Below are 19,156 nucleotides of genomic sequence, written 5' to 3' on the forward strand. Positions count from 1 at the left end.
TTGTAATTCTACATCCATTGCCCTACCTCCCTTGCAGAGTTTTTTCTTCTAATCCTTTTATTTAGAATAACCGGAAAGTGACAGAAGAGGGATATTGCCTTCAACAGAGATATCAAGACTGTTACAGCTTCAGGCTTTAAGACTGCGTTACCATCTGTTCTCAATTCCAGGTTTGCTTCAAAGTCATCAAGAACAAAGATTAGTCTCTGTGCTTGCTCATTCAGTCCTTCTCGTAAGAATTTGGTTAGCTTTTGCGTGAGTGGCAGATTACCTTGTAAAATTTCCTGTCCCGTTGTTGAAAGACATTGTTCAGCAAGCTGCCTTAGGAGTTTATCCTCATCTAATTGCCGATAAATAAAAATTTCATCATAGCCTTGTAAACGTTCTAAAAGCCTTGCTGCAACAGTGCTTTTGCCAACTCCACCTAAACCATACAAAATTACACCTAACTTATCTGCTGCACGTAATACTCTCAAGCTACGTTGCAGTGTTCTGCGTCTTCCTACAAACTCCTGTGGTGTGGCAACCCGAACAATTCCCTGCGAATCTAGAAACTGTTCATAAATCGGTTCTTCTGGCAACCATACCTGATCGCCTAATGGTTCAACCAATGCTTTTGGACACTGACCTCGGATATAAAGCCTAAGTAGATGCCAATCCTCTACCTTAGCCTCTCGTAAATATTGATAAGTACTGGCAAGTGCCTCCGAAAGTTCATACCCAGCAGCGAGTTTGCTGTAGAGATATGCTGCGGCTTGTGTTGCTACTACATCTGCGATTGGTCGTCCCCATCCTAAAACGGCTCGACAACCTTGTTCAATTAATGATTCAGCTAAAGAAGATACTGCACCATCACTCGCCGCTTCACCTGTTCGGCAGCCTGATAAAAACATTAGCTGTGGTATGCGAAACCTTAAAGCTGAAGCAATATCTGATGCGTAAGCAGCGTGGGGTTCACCTGTTTCAGTTTCTGTAAGAAAAAACGGTCGTTCATCCTTGATAGACGCATGTCCCGTTAGGTGAAATACATCGAATGGTTCACGATAACGTCCCCAGAGTTTGCTTAGTTCTGCAATACAACCACTTTCTTCTACTCGTAAATTAAGAGGAATATCTCTTGTTGCTGTCAAAATTTGAGCCTCTTCCTGCTCAAAATCGAGTGGGGGTTCTACATTCTCTGGCGATGTTGCCATGAATAAAATCCGTAAAGAACGTTGCTGGGTATCGTCTGAATCTTGAGCAGAACGATCTACCCAACGTATTGGTACAACAACTGGATTAACACGTTCTATTAAAAATTTCTCTCCATCATGCAACGTCTCCCAAGGCAAATGTCCTAATCGTTCACGCACATCTAGTGCTAGAATTAACCCTTCCGCTGTACAATTATTAATTGCTCGACTTAACCACCTGCCAGTTCCATCCAACCAACAAAATAATTGATACCCAATTCCTTTTAAATCAGGCATCAGCATATAGTAGCTACCTTTTGCCCTCTGAATTAAGTTTTCAATTGACGATATATCAAGCTGTTGCGTTTCATATCTTGCTGGATGTCCCACTGCATAACGCAATTCTACAAAGTGCTGTTCAAGCGGTACTAATTTGATGTAAAGCGTCTGCACATTAACTCTCCAACTCTTCTAACACTGCACAGATATCTTCAATAGTGGCATTCTCTAAGACAACTCGCACATCATCACCTACAAATACTACATCAAACTTCTTATTAGATCGTTTGTGTTCCTGATACCATTTACGGATTTGTTCTGCGACTGCAACTGTACCTCCTACAATCCCGATTACAGTGCCTATCACTGCCAATGTACCTTCCTTGATAGGTAGAGAATTTGCTGCTATCTCCCAACTACCCTGTAGACCAGTAGTTTCAAACAGTTTTTCAGCGGCAATATCAGTTTCTTCACCTTCAAGGGAAAGCTTTACCTGTACCATATATTAATTGAGTAACTATAAATACAAGTATACTACTCATTTTTTTTACAAGACACTACCAGCTAGAGAATTATGTTTTAAATAGGGTATTCTGCTCAACTTTTTGGGATATTTTTTTATAAAATAAAATTTCATAGAAACCTGAAATTTGATTACATGTAAATATATAGTGACTTTTTTCAAAACATCGTTCTTCTCCAAATTTAAAAGTCAAACAGCTGAAATTCATAACAAAAGTTAATATAATTTTATTCTAAATTTGAATTTACCAATTGTTCTATAAATTTTTAATCAAAACTTAAGTACCATCTCAGTTAAAGAAGGGATACTCCAGATAACAAATTAACTGAACTAAAATGCAGATATGCACAGGATGATATTATGACAAATTTAACCCAAGAAGAAATCAGATTAGCAGAAGCCCTAACTCACAAAGCTCATTGGCGCAGATGGGGGCCATATTTAAGCGATCGCCAATGGGGAACGGTACGCGAAGACTACAGTCCCAATGGTACAGCCTGGGACTATTTCACCCACGATCAAGCTCGTTCTCGCGCCTATCGTTGGGGTGAAGATGGTATTGCTGGCATTTCTGATAATCATCAACGACTTTGTTTTGCGATCGCACTTTGGAATGGCGAAGATTCTATTCTCAAAGAAAGAATTTTTGGTCTAACTGGTAGCGAAGGAAATCATGGGGAAGATGTTAAAGAATATTACTTTTATCTAGATAATACTCCTACTCATTCCTACATGAAAGCACTTTATAAATATCCCCATAAAGCCTTTCCCTACTCTCAATTAGTTGCCGAAAATCAGCGTAGAAATCGTCACGAGCCAGAATTTGAATTACTCGATACAGGTATATTTGATGAAAATCGTTATTTTGATGTCTTTATCGAATATGCTAAAAATACTGCTGAAGATATTCTCGTTCAAATTAAAGTAGTCAACCGAGGGTCAGAAGCAAAGACATTACACCTATTACCTACTCTCTGGTTTCGTAATACTTGGTCTTGGAATGGAGATACCACTAAACCGACTTTAAAAGAGGTCGAATCTGGTAATGGCTTTCATTTAGTTGAGGCGTTTCATCCAACCTTAGCTAAAAGGTGGCTGTATTGTCAAGAAGCAAACGAAATTCTCTTTACAGAAAACGAAACAAATTATCAGCGATTGTTTGGCTCTTCTAATTTATCGGCTTATGTAAAAGATGGCATTAATGACTATATCGTTCAAGGTAAAAAAGAGGCAGTAAATCAAAATAAAGTTGGTACAAAAGCATCTGCTGATTATTTTTTAACAATCGATCCAGGTGAAACTAAAATCGTTAAATTACGATTGAGTGATGTACCTCATTTATTTGAGCCATTTGGGAAAGAATTCGATACAATATTTTTGAAACAACAACAGGAAGCAGATAAATTTTATCAGCGCGTCACGCCATTTTCCCTCAGTGAAGATATGCGAAATGTGCAACGACAAGCATTTGCTGGAATGCTTTGGAGTAAACAATATTATAACTATGTTATAGAGGATTGGCTGAAGGGCGATCGCAATACACCACCGCCACCGCCAGAACGCCAACAAGGCAGAAATCGGGAATGGTTTCATCTCTACAATAAAGATATTCTTTCTATGCCCGATAAATGGGAATATCCTTGGTTTGCGGCTTGGGATTTGGCATTTCATACGATTCCTTTGGCAATGATTGACCCTGATTTTGCTAAATATCAATTGGATGTTTTAACACGGGAATGGTATATGCATCCTAACGGGCAAATTCCTGCTTATGAATGGGCTTTTGGTGATGTTAATCCACCTGTTCATGCTTGGGCAACTTGGCGAATTTATAAGATTGAGCAAAAGATTTATGGACGGGCAGATAGACAGTTTTTAGAACGAGTTTTTCAGAAATTAATGCTCAATTTTACCTGGTGGGTAAATCGTAAAGATACTGAGGGTAACAACGTCTTTCAAGGGGGATTTCTTGGTTTAGATAATATTGGTGTATTTGACCGCAGCGCGGCTTTACCTACAGGTGGACGTATTGATCAATCTGATGGTACTAGTTGGATGGGAATGTATTGTTTGAATATGTTAGCGATCGCTTTAGAATTAGCCAAGACTAATCCTGTTTACGAAGACATTGCTACCAAGTTCTTTGAGCATTTTCTTTACATTGCCGATGCGATGAATAAAATTGGCGAAAGAGAATCTAGTTTGTGGAATGATTCAGACGGATTTTACTATGATGTGCTGCATTTATCGGAACGACAAATTACCTTAAAAGTTAGGTCAATGGTAGGTTTAATACCTCTATTTGCCATTGAAACTATTGAACCAGAAACTTTAAAACTGCTGCCTGGTTTTAAAAAGCGATTGGAATGGTTCATCAAAAACCGTCCTGACTTGCGGCAAAATGTGGCTTGTATGGAAACAAAAGGAGTGTGTTCAAGGAAATTACTGGCGATAGTTTCCAGAGAGAAGCTCAGAAGTATTTTAGAAAAAATGCTGGATGAGCGCGAGTTTTTTGGAGATTACGGCATTCGGGCGCTTTCTAGATTTCATGCTGAGAATCCTTATATTTTTGATGTCAATGGTTCGCAATTTCGAGTCGATTATGAACCGGCTGAATCTAGTAGTGGTTTATTTGGTGGTAATTCTAACTGGCGCGGCCCCGTTTGGTTTCCGGTGAATTTTATCCTAATTGAGTCTCTACAAAAGTTTCATTATTATCTAGGAGACGATTTCAAAGTTGAATGTCCAACAGGTTCTGGTCAAATGATGACACTGTGGGAGGTTGCATCAGAATTATCTCAAAGGTTAACTAAAATTTTCTTGAAAAATGAGTCTGGTAAACGTCCTGTTTATGGGGGAATGCAAAAGTTTCAAAACGATCCACACTGGCAAAATTTGATTTTATTCTATGAGTATTTTCATGGTGATAATGGAGCTGGAATTGGCGCTAGTCATCAAACTGGCTGGACAGGTTTAATTGCGAAATTAATCCAGCAATTTGGTGAATATGAAGTACAGGATCAAGAACCCCAAATAGAGAAAGATAAAAATGCGATCGCTCTCAAATAAAAATATCCAAACCCGATCCTCCCTGACCCTGATTCAAAAGGCTTGTCGTTACCTAAATCTACTTTGTTCCCAATGTTGAGGATTGAAAATTTGGAGATAATTCTCAGCAAAAATTAATTTAATTCCTAGTAAATCCATTTAAACTATTATTAGATAAGGATTTGCAAAGTTTAAAAAGCGATAAAAAAGTATTTAGCAACCTTTTTAGGATGGCTGCACTTTTCATTCTAGGTATGCAACAGAGGTAAGTTCAAATCAGCTATAACTAAAGATGTAGCAGTTAACAGTAACTTTACATTTAGCGATTTGATTTTCTTTTTAAAGCCTTATTAAACACCTAAAACGCAACCGAAACAGTGAAGCAAATCATAAAGTTTGGGATAAATATAGATCCATTTTCCTTACAATCACGCCTTACGCTTGGTATTGCATCATTTTCAGCTTTGATATTAGGTAGCCTCGCGACATGGACTAGTTGGAAAATGCAGCAAATTTTAGTTGATAGTCATAAATATAATATAGAACAAATTGCCAAGCGCTTACCGCAAGATGTGCAAATTTATAGTGAAATGATGCAACCAGAAATGGGATTGCAAAAAGCTATTAATAATTTGGCAAATACCAATATATTATTATGGCTAAAAAGTCCTGATAATAAAATTTTAGCAAAATCTAATACTTTGGATTTATTATCTGATACTACGGTAGCTGAATTAATGACCCTGACTAAGATGCCGATTAAACCACAAGTTTACAAAGTGAACGAAAATTACTTTGTTTTATGTGGTAGTTATGTACGAGTACAGGGTAAGTTATTGGGTGAGTTATTTGTAGTTAAGGATATTACCCGCGAACAGAGAATGTTTGTCGTAATGGTGCAGAGTTTAGGTATTACTAGTATTTTGGGAATTATTGTTTTAATTGCTGCGATCGCATTTTATATTAAGCGTTCTTTGCAACCTCTGCGCCAGCTAAATCAAATGGCTTCTGCGATTTCTGCTGAAGATTTGGGACAAGCGCAGCTATATCTTGATAATGCGCCCAGTGAAGTTAAAGAATTAGCTCAAACTTTAACCATGCTGTTATCGCGCTTTTCCAAATCATGGGAGCAAGAGCGAGAATTTGTGAGCAATGTTTCTCACGAATTACGTACACCTTTAACAATCGTACATGGTTATTTGCAAAGCGTCTTGCGAAGGCAAAATAACTTAACCCAAACTCAACAAGAAGCTTTAGAAACTGCGGCATCAGAAGCTGAACGCACTATCCGCCTGCTACAAGATTTGCTTGATTTAGCACGTGCAGATAGTGGTTATTTATACTTTCAAATTAAATTTTATGTGCTGAATGATTTGGTTGAAGAAGTTGTGATGATGGCAAAAAAATATAGCGATCGCATAATTACAATCGAGTCAGAAATTTATCCAATTGAGATCAAAGCAGATTATAGCCGCTTTAAACAAGTGTTACTAAATTTAATTGATAATGCTATTAAGTATTCTGATGCTGACACCCCGATAATTTTTAAGTTAGATCGGCTTCAAGAACGAGCTATTATTCAAGTTTGTGACAAAGGTTATGGCATTCCTTTACAACAGCAAGCACGGATATTTGAAAGATTTTACCGTGTAGATGAATCTCGCTCTCATACTACTGGGGGTTGTGGTTTAGGTTTGTCAATTGTCAAGACGCTTGTAGAAGGTATGGGAGGTAGTGTAAGTGTGCAATCAAAGTTAGGAGAAGGGAGTATGTTTACAATCAGTTTACCTATATATAGCAATCCGATTTGATTCCTAAATTACTCGTAGAGACTGGGGACTAGGGACTGGGGGCTGGGGACTGGGAAAAAGGAATAAAGGTGTATTGAGTTTTTTCACGCAATCAAATATGAGTCCTATATAGTAGTTCTATCTAAGCAGGCTTGAGTTTATCGATTGTGAAATACCTAGCCGAAGGTATGGGAGGCAAAATTGCCATTCTAGCCAGGTTATGGTAGCAGTTTTGTTCTCACACTACCTGCTTTCGGAGCAAAAATATGACAGCACATATCCTTTTGGTGGAAGATGAAGTCAAACTGGCGCGATTTGTCGAATTAGAACTTAGTAGCGAAGGATACCGGGTAAGTGTCGCTTATGATGGCATCGCTGGTTTAACCCTAGCGCGAGACTCATCACCAGATTTAGCGATTCTGGATTGGATGCTTCCAGGATTGACGGGTTTAGAAATTTGTCGGCGTTTGCGAGCAACCGGGAGTACAGTACCAGTAATTTTGTTGACAGCAAAAGATGAAGTGAGCGATCGCGTGGCAGGATTAGATGCAGGAGCTGATGATTATGTAGTTAAGCCCTTTAGCATTGAGGAACTATTAGCTAGAATTCGCGCTCATCTCCGCCGCACGCAAGAAACAGACGAGGATTTGTTGCAATTTGAAGATTTAAGCTTAAATCGGCGCACCCGTGAAGTATTTAGAGACAAACGAAGCATTCAGTTAACAGCAAAAGAATTTGACTTATTAGAATATCTCCTTTCACATCCCCGTCAAGTATTTACTAGAGATCAAATTTTAGAGAAAGTATGGGGTTACGATTTCATGGGTGATTCTAATATTATTGAGGTTTATATTCGTTATTTGCGACTCAAGTTGGAAGAAAATAATGAAAGACGTTTGATTTATACAGTCCGTGGTGTAGGCTATGCACTACGCGAATAATCGTAATCACTTAGCGATTTCAAGAAAAAGCAATATATTAAAGATATCAGAATGAGGTACAACTTAACCTCACCCCCAACTCTTGATAAAAAGAAGGGTTGGGGGTGAGGTTTTAATATGTGCTTCATGCATTTGCGAACTTTTATATCCTACCAAATTAACGTTTTTAGACCTTTTACCTTTCCGATGTTTTAACAGGCATCGATTATGGGCATCATAATCCCAGTCCGAATACATCAGCTAGCAGCCAGAAAATTATTAGGCAGCAAGTTGTTCATTTACAAATATAGTATCAACCGATGGTATATATTTTTAGACCTTATCTCTTTGTTTCTCGCTATAGTTTGTACACTGTATTTCTTTTGGGATGCTTACAGATTCAATTGGGAGTAATCTGTAGCGTAGGTATTTGGATATTATTAGCAGCTAAATTACAAGCAGCCCAAGCACATCAGACCTGGAAATCACCTTTAGGATTGACTGAGCAAGTCACCACGGTAAATCCTGAGTCAGCAGAGCAATACTCAAAACCACTCCCCTATCGATTCAAATCAACACCTATTTTTTTGGCGGCACCTGAAAACTTCAATCCTGATTTGCGATTACCGCCACCGCTACCCAAACTACCGCAGCAGAATTCTAGTCCGCCACCGCTACTTGAACCACCGCAGCAGAATTCTAGTCCGCCAACAACTTCCACCAAACCAAAAACGCCGGATGTAGTTTTGGAAAGTATTGATACAGACTATCGCTATGAGACAGACAACTTTGGCCAAACTAATTTTTTCCTCGAACCAACAGTTCAGTTTCGATTGAGAAATGGCAATAAAATATTTTTGAAGACAGGTTTTAACTTCTTTGAGCAACGCGGTGTTGAATCAGTAACCAATTTTCCCTTGCAAGTTGGATGGCAAGGAAAAATCGGACAAGCGACTTTGCAAACAGCAGTTGGAGTTGATGTATTCAATCGTTTACCCACAGCTATCAATCTCAATGCTAAGGTAGAGGCTGCTATTTCGCGACCGCGAGTTTCGTCATCAGGTCGATTGCTATCGGTAGTAGTACTATCAGGTAATTTAGAACAAGGACCTTATAAATCAAATGCTCGAACTTTAGACAATCAAATTACTGCTTGGCGATTTGGGCCTGATTTATACTGGCAGATTGACCGTGATACCAGCTTGTTTTCGTCATTGCGTTTGGGTAGTTACAACGATGGTAATTCTGATGTGCAGTCTTTTAGTAGGTTAGAGCGCAAGTTCGGACAATTTTCTTTGGCAACTAACTTATTTACTTGGAGTTACGATCGCGATTTAGAACGCAGGAGCGGTTATTTTTCTCCACCAGATTTTCTAGTTTACAACGGTGAGGTAGCTTGGGAAGGAGATATTACTAATTTCTTACGCTGTCGCCTCGCTGCCAACTTAGGACGGCAGCGACTTAAAGGAGAATTTGACAACGCCAATACCTATCAAACACGCTGTACGGTAAAACTGTCGCCCAGTATAGAAGCAGACTTGGGCTATAGCTTTAGTAATGTCCGCAATCAAGAAACCGGCACAAGCGCCTACAGTGGTAATTCCCTTACAGGACAGTTGCGGATCAGATTTTAGTAAAAAAGAATTCAGGAATCAGAATTCAGGAGTCAGAATTCAGAATGAATATAGAATCAAGCGCTATATATTTTTGATTTTTTGAAAATTATAAACTTTGACTATCAAAGTATTCTTAATTTTAACTTCTAACTCCTGGATTCTGAATTCAGAATTCTGAATTCTGTTTTTAAAATCCAAAATGGTATAAAGCCGAAGAATGAAAGCACCATTACCTGATAACGAAACACAGCGAATCAAATCTCTTTTGGAGTATAAGATTCTCGATACTCCTTCGGAAGTTGCCTTTGATGACCTTACCCGTTTAGCCTCATATATTTGTGAAACTCCCATTGCCTTAATCAGTTTAATTGATAGCGATCGCCAATGGTTCAAGTCAAAAGTTGGTTTGGATGCCATAGAAACACCGCGAGATGTGGCATTCTGTGCCCACGCGATTATGCAACCTGAAGTTTTTGTTGTGCCTGATGCCACACAAGACGAGAGATTTGCGACAAACCCACTAGTCACTTCTGACCTTAATATTCGATTTTATGCTGGTGTAACGCTGACTAACGCTGAAGGATATGCACTAGGGACACTTTGTGTTAACGATCGTGTACCAAGAAATCTCTCTCCAGAACAATTGGAAGCATTACGAATTTTAGGTCGCCAGGTAATAAAACAACTAGAAATGCGGCGCACTTTAGCAAGTTTAGTATTAGCGAGTGATACACGTAAACAGACGCAGAAGGGACGCAAAAAATTTTTTCAAAAAGTAGCTGGAGGTTTTGGGTTAGCATCGGTAATTTTAGTTTTAATTGGCGTGATTTCTTATCAGAACACACGCATATTGATTGATAATAATAATCAGGTACAAAAAACTCAAGAGAAAATTAATAAACTAGAAGAATTACTGTCCGACGTGAAGGATGCTGAGACTGGACAACGCGGTTATATCCTCACTGCGCAAGAAATTTATCTAGAACCTTATCAAGCAGTAGTAAGAAACATTGATCGCAAAATTGTAGAACTGAGAAATTTAATCGCAGATCAATCTAACCAACAAAAGCAGTTCGCAACCCTTGAATCTCTGATAGCTGCAAAACTTGCCATACTCAAGCGGACTATAGACCTGCGTCAAAATCAGGGATTTGATGCGGCGTTGCAGTTAATCCAGACGAATAAAGGAAAATATCTCATGGATGACATCCGTAAGGTCATACATGAGATAGAGAGTGAGGATAAAAGGTTGCTCCAACAGCAGTCACAAGCTGCAAAAGCCAGTGCTAACAACACGCTTTTGACACTTGCGATCGCTATTTTTCTAAGTTTTGTTATTCTGGCGATAGTCTACTACTTAATTTCTTGTGAGGTAAAAGAGCGTAAATTAACAGAGGAAACACTGAACCAAGAACGCAACTTTATCTCAGCAGTTCTTGATACAGCTAGCGCTTTGGTAATAGTTATTAACACACAAGGACAAATCGTTCGCTTCAATCAAGCTTGTGAACAAATAACTGGTTACTCATTTGATGAGGTGAGAGGAAAACATTTCTGGAATCTGTTTCTACTTCCTGAAAAGGTAGAGCAAGTTAAGGCAGTTTTTGAGCAGTTACGATCTGGTGAAGGACCCAATGAGTACGAAAACTATTGGGTAGCTAAGGATGGTAGTCGGCGGCTGATTGCCTGGACTAACACTACCTTGCAAGACCATAAGGGCTACGTTGAATACATTGTCGCCACAGGTATCGACATCACCGATGTCTCCGAGGAGCTGCGTTTACGCAAACTAGCTGAACAGCATCTGAAAGCTGAGTATGTTACAACCCGCATCTTGGCAGAGTCAACTACAATCAATGAAGCCATGCCCCAAATCCTGCAAGGAATCTGCGAAAGTTTGGGATGGAATTTAAGTGAATTTTGGATGTTAGATCAGCGAGCAAATCTACTGTCTTTGCTGAATTCATGGTATAAAATCTCCTTCGAGATGCAAGAATTTGACATCCTCAGTCGGCAGAGCACATTTGCACTAGGAATTGGGCTACCTGGTCGTGTTTGGGCTAGTCTTGAACCTGTTTGGATCGCTGATGTCGTTAAAGATCCGAGTTTCATCCGCTCTCAAATGGCTGCTGAAGCAGAACTGCACGGAGCTTTCGGTTTTCCGATCTGTAGTGGTAAAAAAATCATCGGTGTTATTACCTGCTTTAGCCATGAGATCCAGCAAGCTGACCCAAATTTGGCAAAAGTCATGAATTCGATTGGCGAACAAGTAGGGCAGTTTATTGAGCGCAAGCAAGCAGAAGAACAACTTCAACGCCAAAACTTGCGATCGCAACTATTTACTGAAATCACCCTCAAAATTCGCCAGTCTTTGCAAATCAAAGAAATTCTCCAAATCACTGTCACCGAAGTTCAAAAAATTCTCCATAGCGACCGAGTTTTGATTTATCAGCCTTTGGCCGATGGATCTGGAGCCACTGTGGTTGAGGCAGTAATTTCTGGCTGGCTGGCAATTAAAGATAAAAATCTTACTGATGCTTACTTTCAAGCGGAATACATCCAGCAGTACTATCTACAGCAGTACCGTCAAAGACCGAATCTTGGGCTTGCTGACTTGGATATAGGTGAAGTCCAAAAAAATCATCTGGAATTACTGCAACAATTTGGAGTCCAGTGTAATTTAGTTATACCCATTCTTGTCAAAGAAGAACTCTGCGGTTTACTGATTGTCCATCAGTGCGGCAGTTCCCGCCAATGGTCTAGCTTTGAAACTCATCTTTTACGGCAAATCGCTGACCAAGTAGGTATTGCCTTAGCTCAAGCCCAAATGTTAGATGCAGAAACTCAACAGCGACGAGAACTCGAAATTGCTCGTCACCAAGCTGAATTAGCATCTCAAACCAAAAGTGCCTTTTTGGCTAACATGAGCCATGAAATTCGGACTCCCATGAATGCTGTGTTGGGGATGACAAGCTTAATGTTAGAAACTCCCCTAAATTCCGAGCAGCGGGATTTTATGGAAACAATACGCATTAGTGGCGATGCTCTGTTAAGCCTGATCAACGAAATTTTGGATCTATCCAAACTAGAGGCTGGGGAAATGGCATTAGAAACTCTAGATTTTGACTTATCTACCTGTGTAGAAGAGGTGTTGGAATTATTGGCTCCCTCAGCTCATAATAAGGGATTAGAAATTGCAGGATTAATTTATAGCAACGTCCCCACCCGCCTCCAAGGCGATACTGGTCGTTTGCGGCAAATTCTCATGAACCTAATCGGCAATGCGATCAAGTTCACCAGCAAGGGAGAGGTAGTATTACGAGCAGAATTGCGATCGCTTTCCCCGACTACAGCCACCATCTATTTTGCGATTACAGATACCGGTCTTGGCATTACCCCAGAAGATCAAAGCAAACTCTTTCAACCATTTACCCAAGTGGATGCTTCCACCACTCGTAAATATGGCGGTACAGGTTTGGGATTAGCTATCTGCAAGGAACTAGTAAGCTTGATGGCAGGAGAAATGGGCGTAGAAAGTCGCTTGGGTAAAGGATCTAAGTTTTGGTTTGAAGTAACTCTTGCCAAGCAATTTGAGCCTATTTCCTTAGAAGGCGAAGGCGAACTTTTGCGGAATCGGCGCTTGTTAGTGGTGGATGATAATGCTACTAATCGCAAAATCATCCACCATCAAGCTACCCGTTGGGGGATGCTAGTGGATCAGGCTGATTCGGCTACTACTGCCCTGAAAGCTATTCAGGAGGCTGCCAAGCAAAAAAATTTCTACGACATTGGTGTGATTGATATGCAGATGCCAGAAATAGATGGCATGACTTTAGGAGAACAAATTAAAGCAAATTCAGCGATCGCTGGGCTACCTTTGATTATGCTTACCTCTACTAATCAACGCGATGAAATCCAGCGATCGCTAAAAATAGGATTTGCAGCTTATTTAGTCAAACCTGTTAAGCCGTCCCGACTCCTCGATACCATCATGACTATTTTAGGAGGGCGGCTAGAAGAAGAGACAGAAGTCAGAATTCAGCAGTTAGAAGTCAGAAGTCAGAATTTAAAACTAAAAAATTCTGAAAACAGCCGCAACTATTATTTTCCTGACTCTCCCAAACTGAGAATTCTCTTAGCCGAAGATAATTTGGTGAATCAAAAAGTTGCTTTGAAGCAACTCCAAAGCCTAGGTTATAGTGCTGATGTCGCTGGTAATGGGAAAGAAGTTTTGCAGCTATTAGAAAAAATTCCTTATGATTTAATTCTGATGGATTGCCAAATGCCAGTTCTCGACGGTTTAGAAACCACAAAAGAAATTCGCCGTTGGCAGGAAAACTACTTTGCCAGTGGTTATCGTCCTGTGGTAATTGCAATGACAGCCAATGCCATGAAAGAAGACCAACAAATGTGTCTAGATGCCGGAATGGATGACTATTTGAGCAAGCCAGTAATCAAAGAAAAATTGGCGATAGCGTTAGAGCGTTGGGGAAATCTGATATTTGAGGCTAAAAAAACAGCTGCCACAGAGCAGACAGTTTGTTTAACAGATGTCGATGCAGTTAACCTGCCAATTGATTGGGAACGCTTACACCAACTCTCGGAAAATAACCCAGAATTTGAGTTGGAACTACTGCAAATATTTGTTGAGGATATTCAACCTCGTCTAGAAATCATTAAAATAGCGATCGCAACTCATGACTTTGAGCAAATAGCACTCCAAGGGCATCAAATTAAAGGTGCTAGTGCCAATATGGGAGTTACAACCATGCATCTAGCAGCAGAAGAACTAGAACAACTAGCGATAAACCAAGAGCGTCGAGGTTCTAGTAACTCAATCGTAGAGTTAGAGGACTTTATTAAACGCATCCAAGATTTTTTGAACTGTAAAGATAGTAATACTACAACCGAAAATAATAATATTTATTAATAAATTAACTAGGGCATTTTTTCTGAGTAAGTTCTGAAAAATATTTATTTTCTATTTTACAGATAGAAATTCTAACCGATTGGGAATAATAACAAAGTATATTCGGTGAGTTAGCTGCATCAGAAGCTAAGAATTTTTAGCCTAAATGTCAGTTAAATGCATCACCTCTTATTCCCAATTGATTCCTGAAAAGCGAGGTTTTCCTAATGAGTCAGATGAGTAGAGACGATGTACGAGAAAGACTTGGCAATGTAGATCAGATCCGCGATATTATTCTTGGAACACAGCTAAGAGAGTACGAAAATCGATTTACCAAGCTGGAGTCAGATATATCTCTCCTGCAACAACAGACGCGATTGCATGTCGAGCAACTCAAGTCCAACTTTTCTGCTGAACTAAAAACGGGGTTTGAGTCCCTGGATAAAAAGCTGAAGTCACTTAACCTGGCAACTCAAGAAGAAACTCTTGACTTACGGCAACAGGTTGATAGACTTAATAAAAAGTTTTCTAGCAGCGTTCAGTCGCTTGATGAAACCTTAGATAGCCAAACTACCTCGATTCGAGATGAAGTATTTCAAACTAAAGTCCAATTACAAGATGATGTCACGGCATTACGCGATCTGATTTTAGAAGAAATAGAGCGACGCTTTTCGCAGTTGACAGATAATAAAGTTTCTAAAGACGATATGGCTGAAACTTTGTTTGCCTTAGGAATGCGTCTGAAAGAAACTGAATTTATTCCTAAATTGCGAGAAGCAGCCAATGAGCGCAGCAACGAATATACTGCTGTACCGCTTTTAGAAAGTACAAAGTTTTCAAAAGTCAGTGTTAACTCACTCTAAGAGTAGGGCAAAATTACATTCGTAATTAAGTCAGAAGTTAAATAAAGATAAGGGAGATAATAATTTATAGCTCCTAAATTAGCAATTTAAAAAGGATGACTCAGGTGAAAAATTCGATTTCTAAATCTGTTGAGTTAAAGCCAAAAATACCTGTACAGCTTGACAATTTACTGTCTTTGCTAATTGAACTCAAAATTATCGAATCACCTGAGCAGTCTTTTCCTTTATCACCATCAGAAAGCGATCAAAATGAGGATATTCCAGAAGAAATTGAATTTTTGCAACTTCCTCCAGTGACATTAGAAGTATGTGAAGCTTATTTAGAGTCAAATTTTAATTTTCCTCAAGATACATCTAATTACTCACAAACTACCCAAGAAGAATTAGAAGAATCTATTGAAATATTTACAGAATTTGAGGATAAATTAGATAACTCAGAGGATGCATTACAAAAATTACGGGAAATATTAGTCGGATATGAGTTATCAGAAATAAATCAGATTACAACTAAACTCGAACAAAAGTTAACAAAAATAGAGCATCAAATTTATGACCCTAAAGAGCTAATAAATCTACTACTACCGTGGATTTCTGAGCTTTTAAAGCTGAAGATTACAGAGTCGAGAGAGGAAATTGTCCAGATAATTGCTCCTATTATCGATGAGACTATCCGTAGTCGCACTGAACAAGATAAAATTAGCATGAGTGAGGCGATCGCACCTGTAGTTCCTTTAGCTATTTCCCAACAGATTATTATTGCTCCAGAAGAAGTTTCAGATGCGATCGCTCCGGCAATGGGACGAGCCATCAAAAAGCAAATTGAAATTGAGCAAAATATTATGGTGGATGCACTCTACCCAGTTATTGGTAGTACCATAGCCAAATATATGGCAGAGACAATCCGTGCCATTAATCGACAAGTTGAAGAAACCCTCAGCGTTGAAGGCATTCAACGTAAAATTCGTGCCAAGCTACAGGGAGTTTCGGAAGCAGAATTAATTCTTAAAGAAGCTTTACCATTTACAATTCAAGCTATTTTCTTGATTCATAAAGCGTCTGGTTTAATTATCTCAAATATTCAGCATTCTGATGTAGAGCAGTTAGAAGCTGAAATGGTAGCAGGAATGCTAACAGCAATTCGCAGCTTTGCCAATGATTGCATCAATCAATCTGGAAGCATAACAGAATTGGATGCAATTGAATATGGAACATCAAAAATAATTTTAGAAGTTGCCGGATACTGTTATTTAGCGATTGTTGTACGTGGCGAACCAAGCAAAAAGTTTATTTTTAAAATGCGGGAAGTCTTCAGCATAATCGTTAAAAAGCATGGTGATTTAATTGAAAAATTTGACGGCGATCCAGATTCAATTTCTATTGAAATTCATACACTTTTAGAAGAACTCAAATATACAGATATTCAGGAGAAAAAGAAAACAAAAATCTCACCGCTCCAGATATTAGTTTTAACAGTTATCAGTACCATTATAATTCCTTGGGGTATTTGGCAATACCGTAGTGGAGTTATACATTCCATTGAAAATCAAACTTCGTTGGCTCTAACTTCTGTTCCAGAACTAGCTGTATATCGGCTTCCTGTAAAAGTAGAACACAACAAATTAAAATTAACAGGACGATTACCTAATCAACTTCTTCGCCAGAAAGCCGAGCAAACTGTCAAAATCACCTCTCCTAATTGGTTGATTGATAATCAAATTTTATTAGTAGAAGTACCAGCAGACCCCGTATTAGCTGCTGCTGAAGTCAAACGAGTCACAGCAGTTTTAAATCAAACTGACGATATAGCAATTTCTGCTCAATACATTGCTGATAAAGTAGCTGTTGAAGGAACTGTCAACCGAATTGCAGATGCTCAGATTATTGTCAAGGCATTTGAACAAATTCCCGGCGTAAAATCTGTGTCTAGCGCGGTACGAGTAGAACCCCCACAGATTGAAGTTCGATTTTACTTTCAACCCAACTCAGCAAGTTTAATGAAAGCAGATACAGCGTATAAGATTCAACAGGTTAAGTTTTTCCTTAATCAGCACCCAAATAAGCATTTAAAAATCATTGGTTATAGTGACCGTACTAGCGCGAACAAATCTCAAAAATTGGCACTGGCGCGAGCAAAGGCTGTACAACAAGCATTGATTAAATTAGGCATTGAGCCATCTCGTCTACAGGTCATTGGGAGGACAAATTTACCACCAGGAATTGATCGAACTCAACCCTTGTGGTTAAGCCGTTGTGTCGCTTTAGAATCGATAAACAAGCAATTTTAAGTTTATAGTAGCTATGATTCGGATAAAACATTCTCTATTTTTCTGCAACTATGTCTACAATTTCTAAAAAGATATGCTTATTTGGTGATTTTGGTGTTGGTAAAACTAGTTTGATTCGTCAATTTGTAGAATGTCAGTTTAGTGATGAATACCTTTCAACTGTCGGAGTAAAAATATCTCGTAAATTGCTTGGTATATCAGAAAAAAATCTTGTGAGCGAGCAAAAACTACAGTTGATAATTTGGGATATTGAAGGCAGTAATAAGTTTAAAGCAGTTGCTAACAATTACTTTCAAGGTTCCAAAGGTGCTGTGATAGTCGGTGATGTGACACAAGCAGAAACACTCAATCATATCCAAGAGCATATTCAAACTTTTTTAGCTGTTAATCCTAATAGCTATATTGTTGTTGCACTGAACAAATCAGATATGATTGCAGCCGAATATTTAGAAAAAATTCGTCAAATGTATCAATTCAACAATCAAGCTAATATATTAAACACTTATGTAACTTCAGCGAAAACTGGCAATAATGTTGATAAAATCTTTCAAGCTTTAGCCACTCGTTTAATTTAATTAAGATGAATTCATTTTTGACAAATTTATTATCTGTATGTGGTGTTGAATATTTAATAATTGATGAAAACTTCAAGATTCTAGAGATGTCTTTGGAATTAAATCATTTTGCTGATATTCATAATGAAGCAAAGCTCGGTCAGGATATTCGGATTGTGTTTCCTGAATTAGAGGGACTTGAAGATATATTTGATGCAATTTTACAGGGAGAACAAGATAATTTTGAATTAAAAGGAATTATGCGATCGCAACATCCTGCTTCTCCTTCCTATATTGATATTCGTATTATTAATAATCTCCAAAAAGACCATTACAGCAATCAACTAACCATCGTTATCGAAGATGCTACAGAACGGATGGTACTTGAGCAATCTTTATTTCAAGGTGCAAATGAAGCAAATCTTTTGTTACGTAACTTAAAAGCTTCTAAACAATATATTGACCAGATTGTGACATCAATGGCGGATGCTTTGTTAGTAACAACATTATCAGGTGAGATAAAAAAAGTAAATTATGCCGCACAAATATTATTACAATATAACGAAATCGAACTAATTGGTCAACCTATCACGAAAGTTCTTAAAGAAGTTAACAAATATCCTTTGATTCTTGATGATATTGAAAATATTGGTATATTCCAAAATCAAGAAAAAAATCCTTTAATAAAAGAAATAGAAACCGTTTGTTATCCTAAAAGTGGTAAAACAATTCCCGTAGCTTTTTCATCCTCAATAGTTAAGACGGAGATTGAACACTTTCAAGGTTATGTTTACATTTTGCGAGACATGACTGAACGAAAGCAGGCAGAACTCGCTAAACAAGAATTCTTAGCGATGATTAGCCATGAGGTTCGGACTCCGATCGCATCGGTAATTAGTATGACCAATTTGTTGCAATATACTGAATTGACTGCTGAACAGCAAGAGTTTGTTGAAACTATTTACATCAGTGGAAATTCTTTACTCAAAATTATTAACGATTTCCTTGACTTCTCTAAAATACAATCGGGCAACTTAGAACTCGAAGCGGAACCTTTTGGTTTGCGAAATTGCATTCATGAGGCTCTTTATATGCTTGCGCCTACAGCTAGAGAAAAAGGTTTAAAACTCACATTTTTTGATACTCCTGAACTTCCTACTAGGATTGTCGGAGATATTACCCGACTGCGCCAAGTCT

General features: G+C 38.6%; 10 protein-coding genes and 1 pseudogene. 9 read left to right on the forward strand and 2 right to left on the reverse strand.

All coding sequences use genetic code 11. The features are described 5' to 3' along the window. Positions 1-8: 8 nt before the first annotated feature. Both V7K79_RS00005 and V7K79_RS00010 read right to left on the reverse strand, forming a co-directional pair. Complete coding sequence (locus V7K79_RS00005; RefSeq protein WP_335043491.1) at positions 9-1,625, reverse strand: CHAT domain-containing protein; 1,617 nt, start codon at positions 1,623-1,625, stop codon at positions 9-11. 1 nt (position 1,626) lies between these two features. After that, a complete protein-coding gene (locus tag V7K79_RS00010) occupies positions 1,627-1,953 on the reverse strand; it encodes a hypothetical protein (RefSeq protein WP_335043492.1) in 327 nt (108 codons plus the stop codon). A 381-nt stretch (positions 1,954-2,334) separates the two neighbouring features. On the opposite strand from V7K79_RS00010, the gene V7K79_RS00015 reads away from it, so the two are divergent. From V7K79_RS00015 to V7K79_RS29870, 9 genes and pseudogenes are all read left to right on the forward strand, one after another. Then, on the forward strand, positions 2,335-5,043 hold the full coding sequence (locus V7K79_RS00015; RefSeq protein WP_335043493.1) for an MGH1-like glycoside hydrolase domain-containing protein: 2,709 nt from the start codon (positions 2,335-2,337) through the stop codon (positions 5,041-5,043). Between the two features lie 356 nt (positions 5,044-5,399). Further along, positions 5,400-6,833 carry a sensor histidine kinase gene (locus tag V7K79_RS00020; RefSeq protein WP_335043494.1) on the forward strand — a complete coding sequence of 478 codons (1,434 nt, stop codon included), beginning with the start codon at positions 5,400-5,402 and terminating at the stop codon, positions 6,831-6,833. Positions 6,834-7,078: 245 nt separating this feature from the next. Then, positions 7,079-7,753, forward strand: coding sequence for a response regulator transcription factor (locus tag V7K79_RS00025; protein ID WP_335043496.1), 675 nt, complete (start codon positions 7,079-7,081; stop codon positions 7,751-7,753). Between the two features lie 299 nt (positions 7,754-8,052). After that, positions 8,053-9,366, forward strand: a complete 1,314-nt coding sequence (locus V7K79_RS00030) for a hypothetical protein (RefSeq protein WP_335043499.1) — start codon at positions 8,053-8,055, stop codon at positions 9,364-9,366. A gap of 199 nt (positions 9,367-9,565) precedes the next feature. Then, a complete protein-coding gene (locus V7K79_RS00035; RefSeq protein WP_335043500.1) occupies positions 9,566-14,278 on the forward strand; it encodes a response regulator in 4,713 nt (1,570 codons plus the stop codon). Positions 14,279-14,484: 206 nt separating this feature from the next. Next, positions 14,485-15,120 carry a hypothetical protein gene (locus V7K79_RS00040; RefSeq protein WP_335043502.1) on the forward strand — a complete coding sequence of 212 codons (636 nt, stop codon included), beginning with the start codon at positions 14,485-14,487 and terminating at the stop codon, positions 15,118-15,120. A gap of 95 nt (positions 15,121-15,215) precedes the next feature. Continuing rightward, complete coding sequence (locus V7K79_RS00045) at positions 15,216-17,405, forward strand: OmpA family protein (RefSeq protein WP_335043505.1); 2,190 nt, start codon at positions 15,216-15,218, stop codon at positions 17,403-17,405. Between the two features lie 50 nt (positions 17,406-17,455). Next, entirely contained in the window at positions 17,456-17,980 is a 525-nt protein-coding gene (locus V7K79_RS00050) for a Rab family GTPase (RefSeq protein WP_335043507.1), read from the forward strand. Positions 17,981-18,438: 458 nt separating this feature from the next. Beyond that, a pseudogene (locus tag V7K79_RS29870) lies at positions 18,439-18,930 on the forward strand (histidine kinase dimerization/phospho-acceptor domain-containing protein); the annotation flags it as partial. Between the last annotated feature and the right edge of the window lie 226 nt (positions 18,931-19,156).

Source organism: Nostoc sp. (assembly GCF_036917575.1).
Lineage (GTDB): Bacteria > Cyanobacteriota > Cyanobacteriia > Cyanobacteriales > Nostocaceae > Nostoc.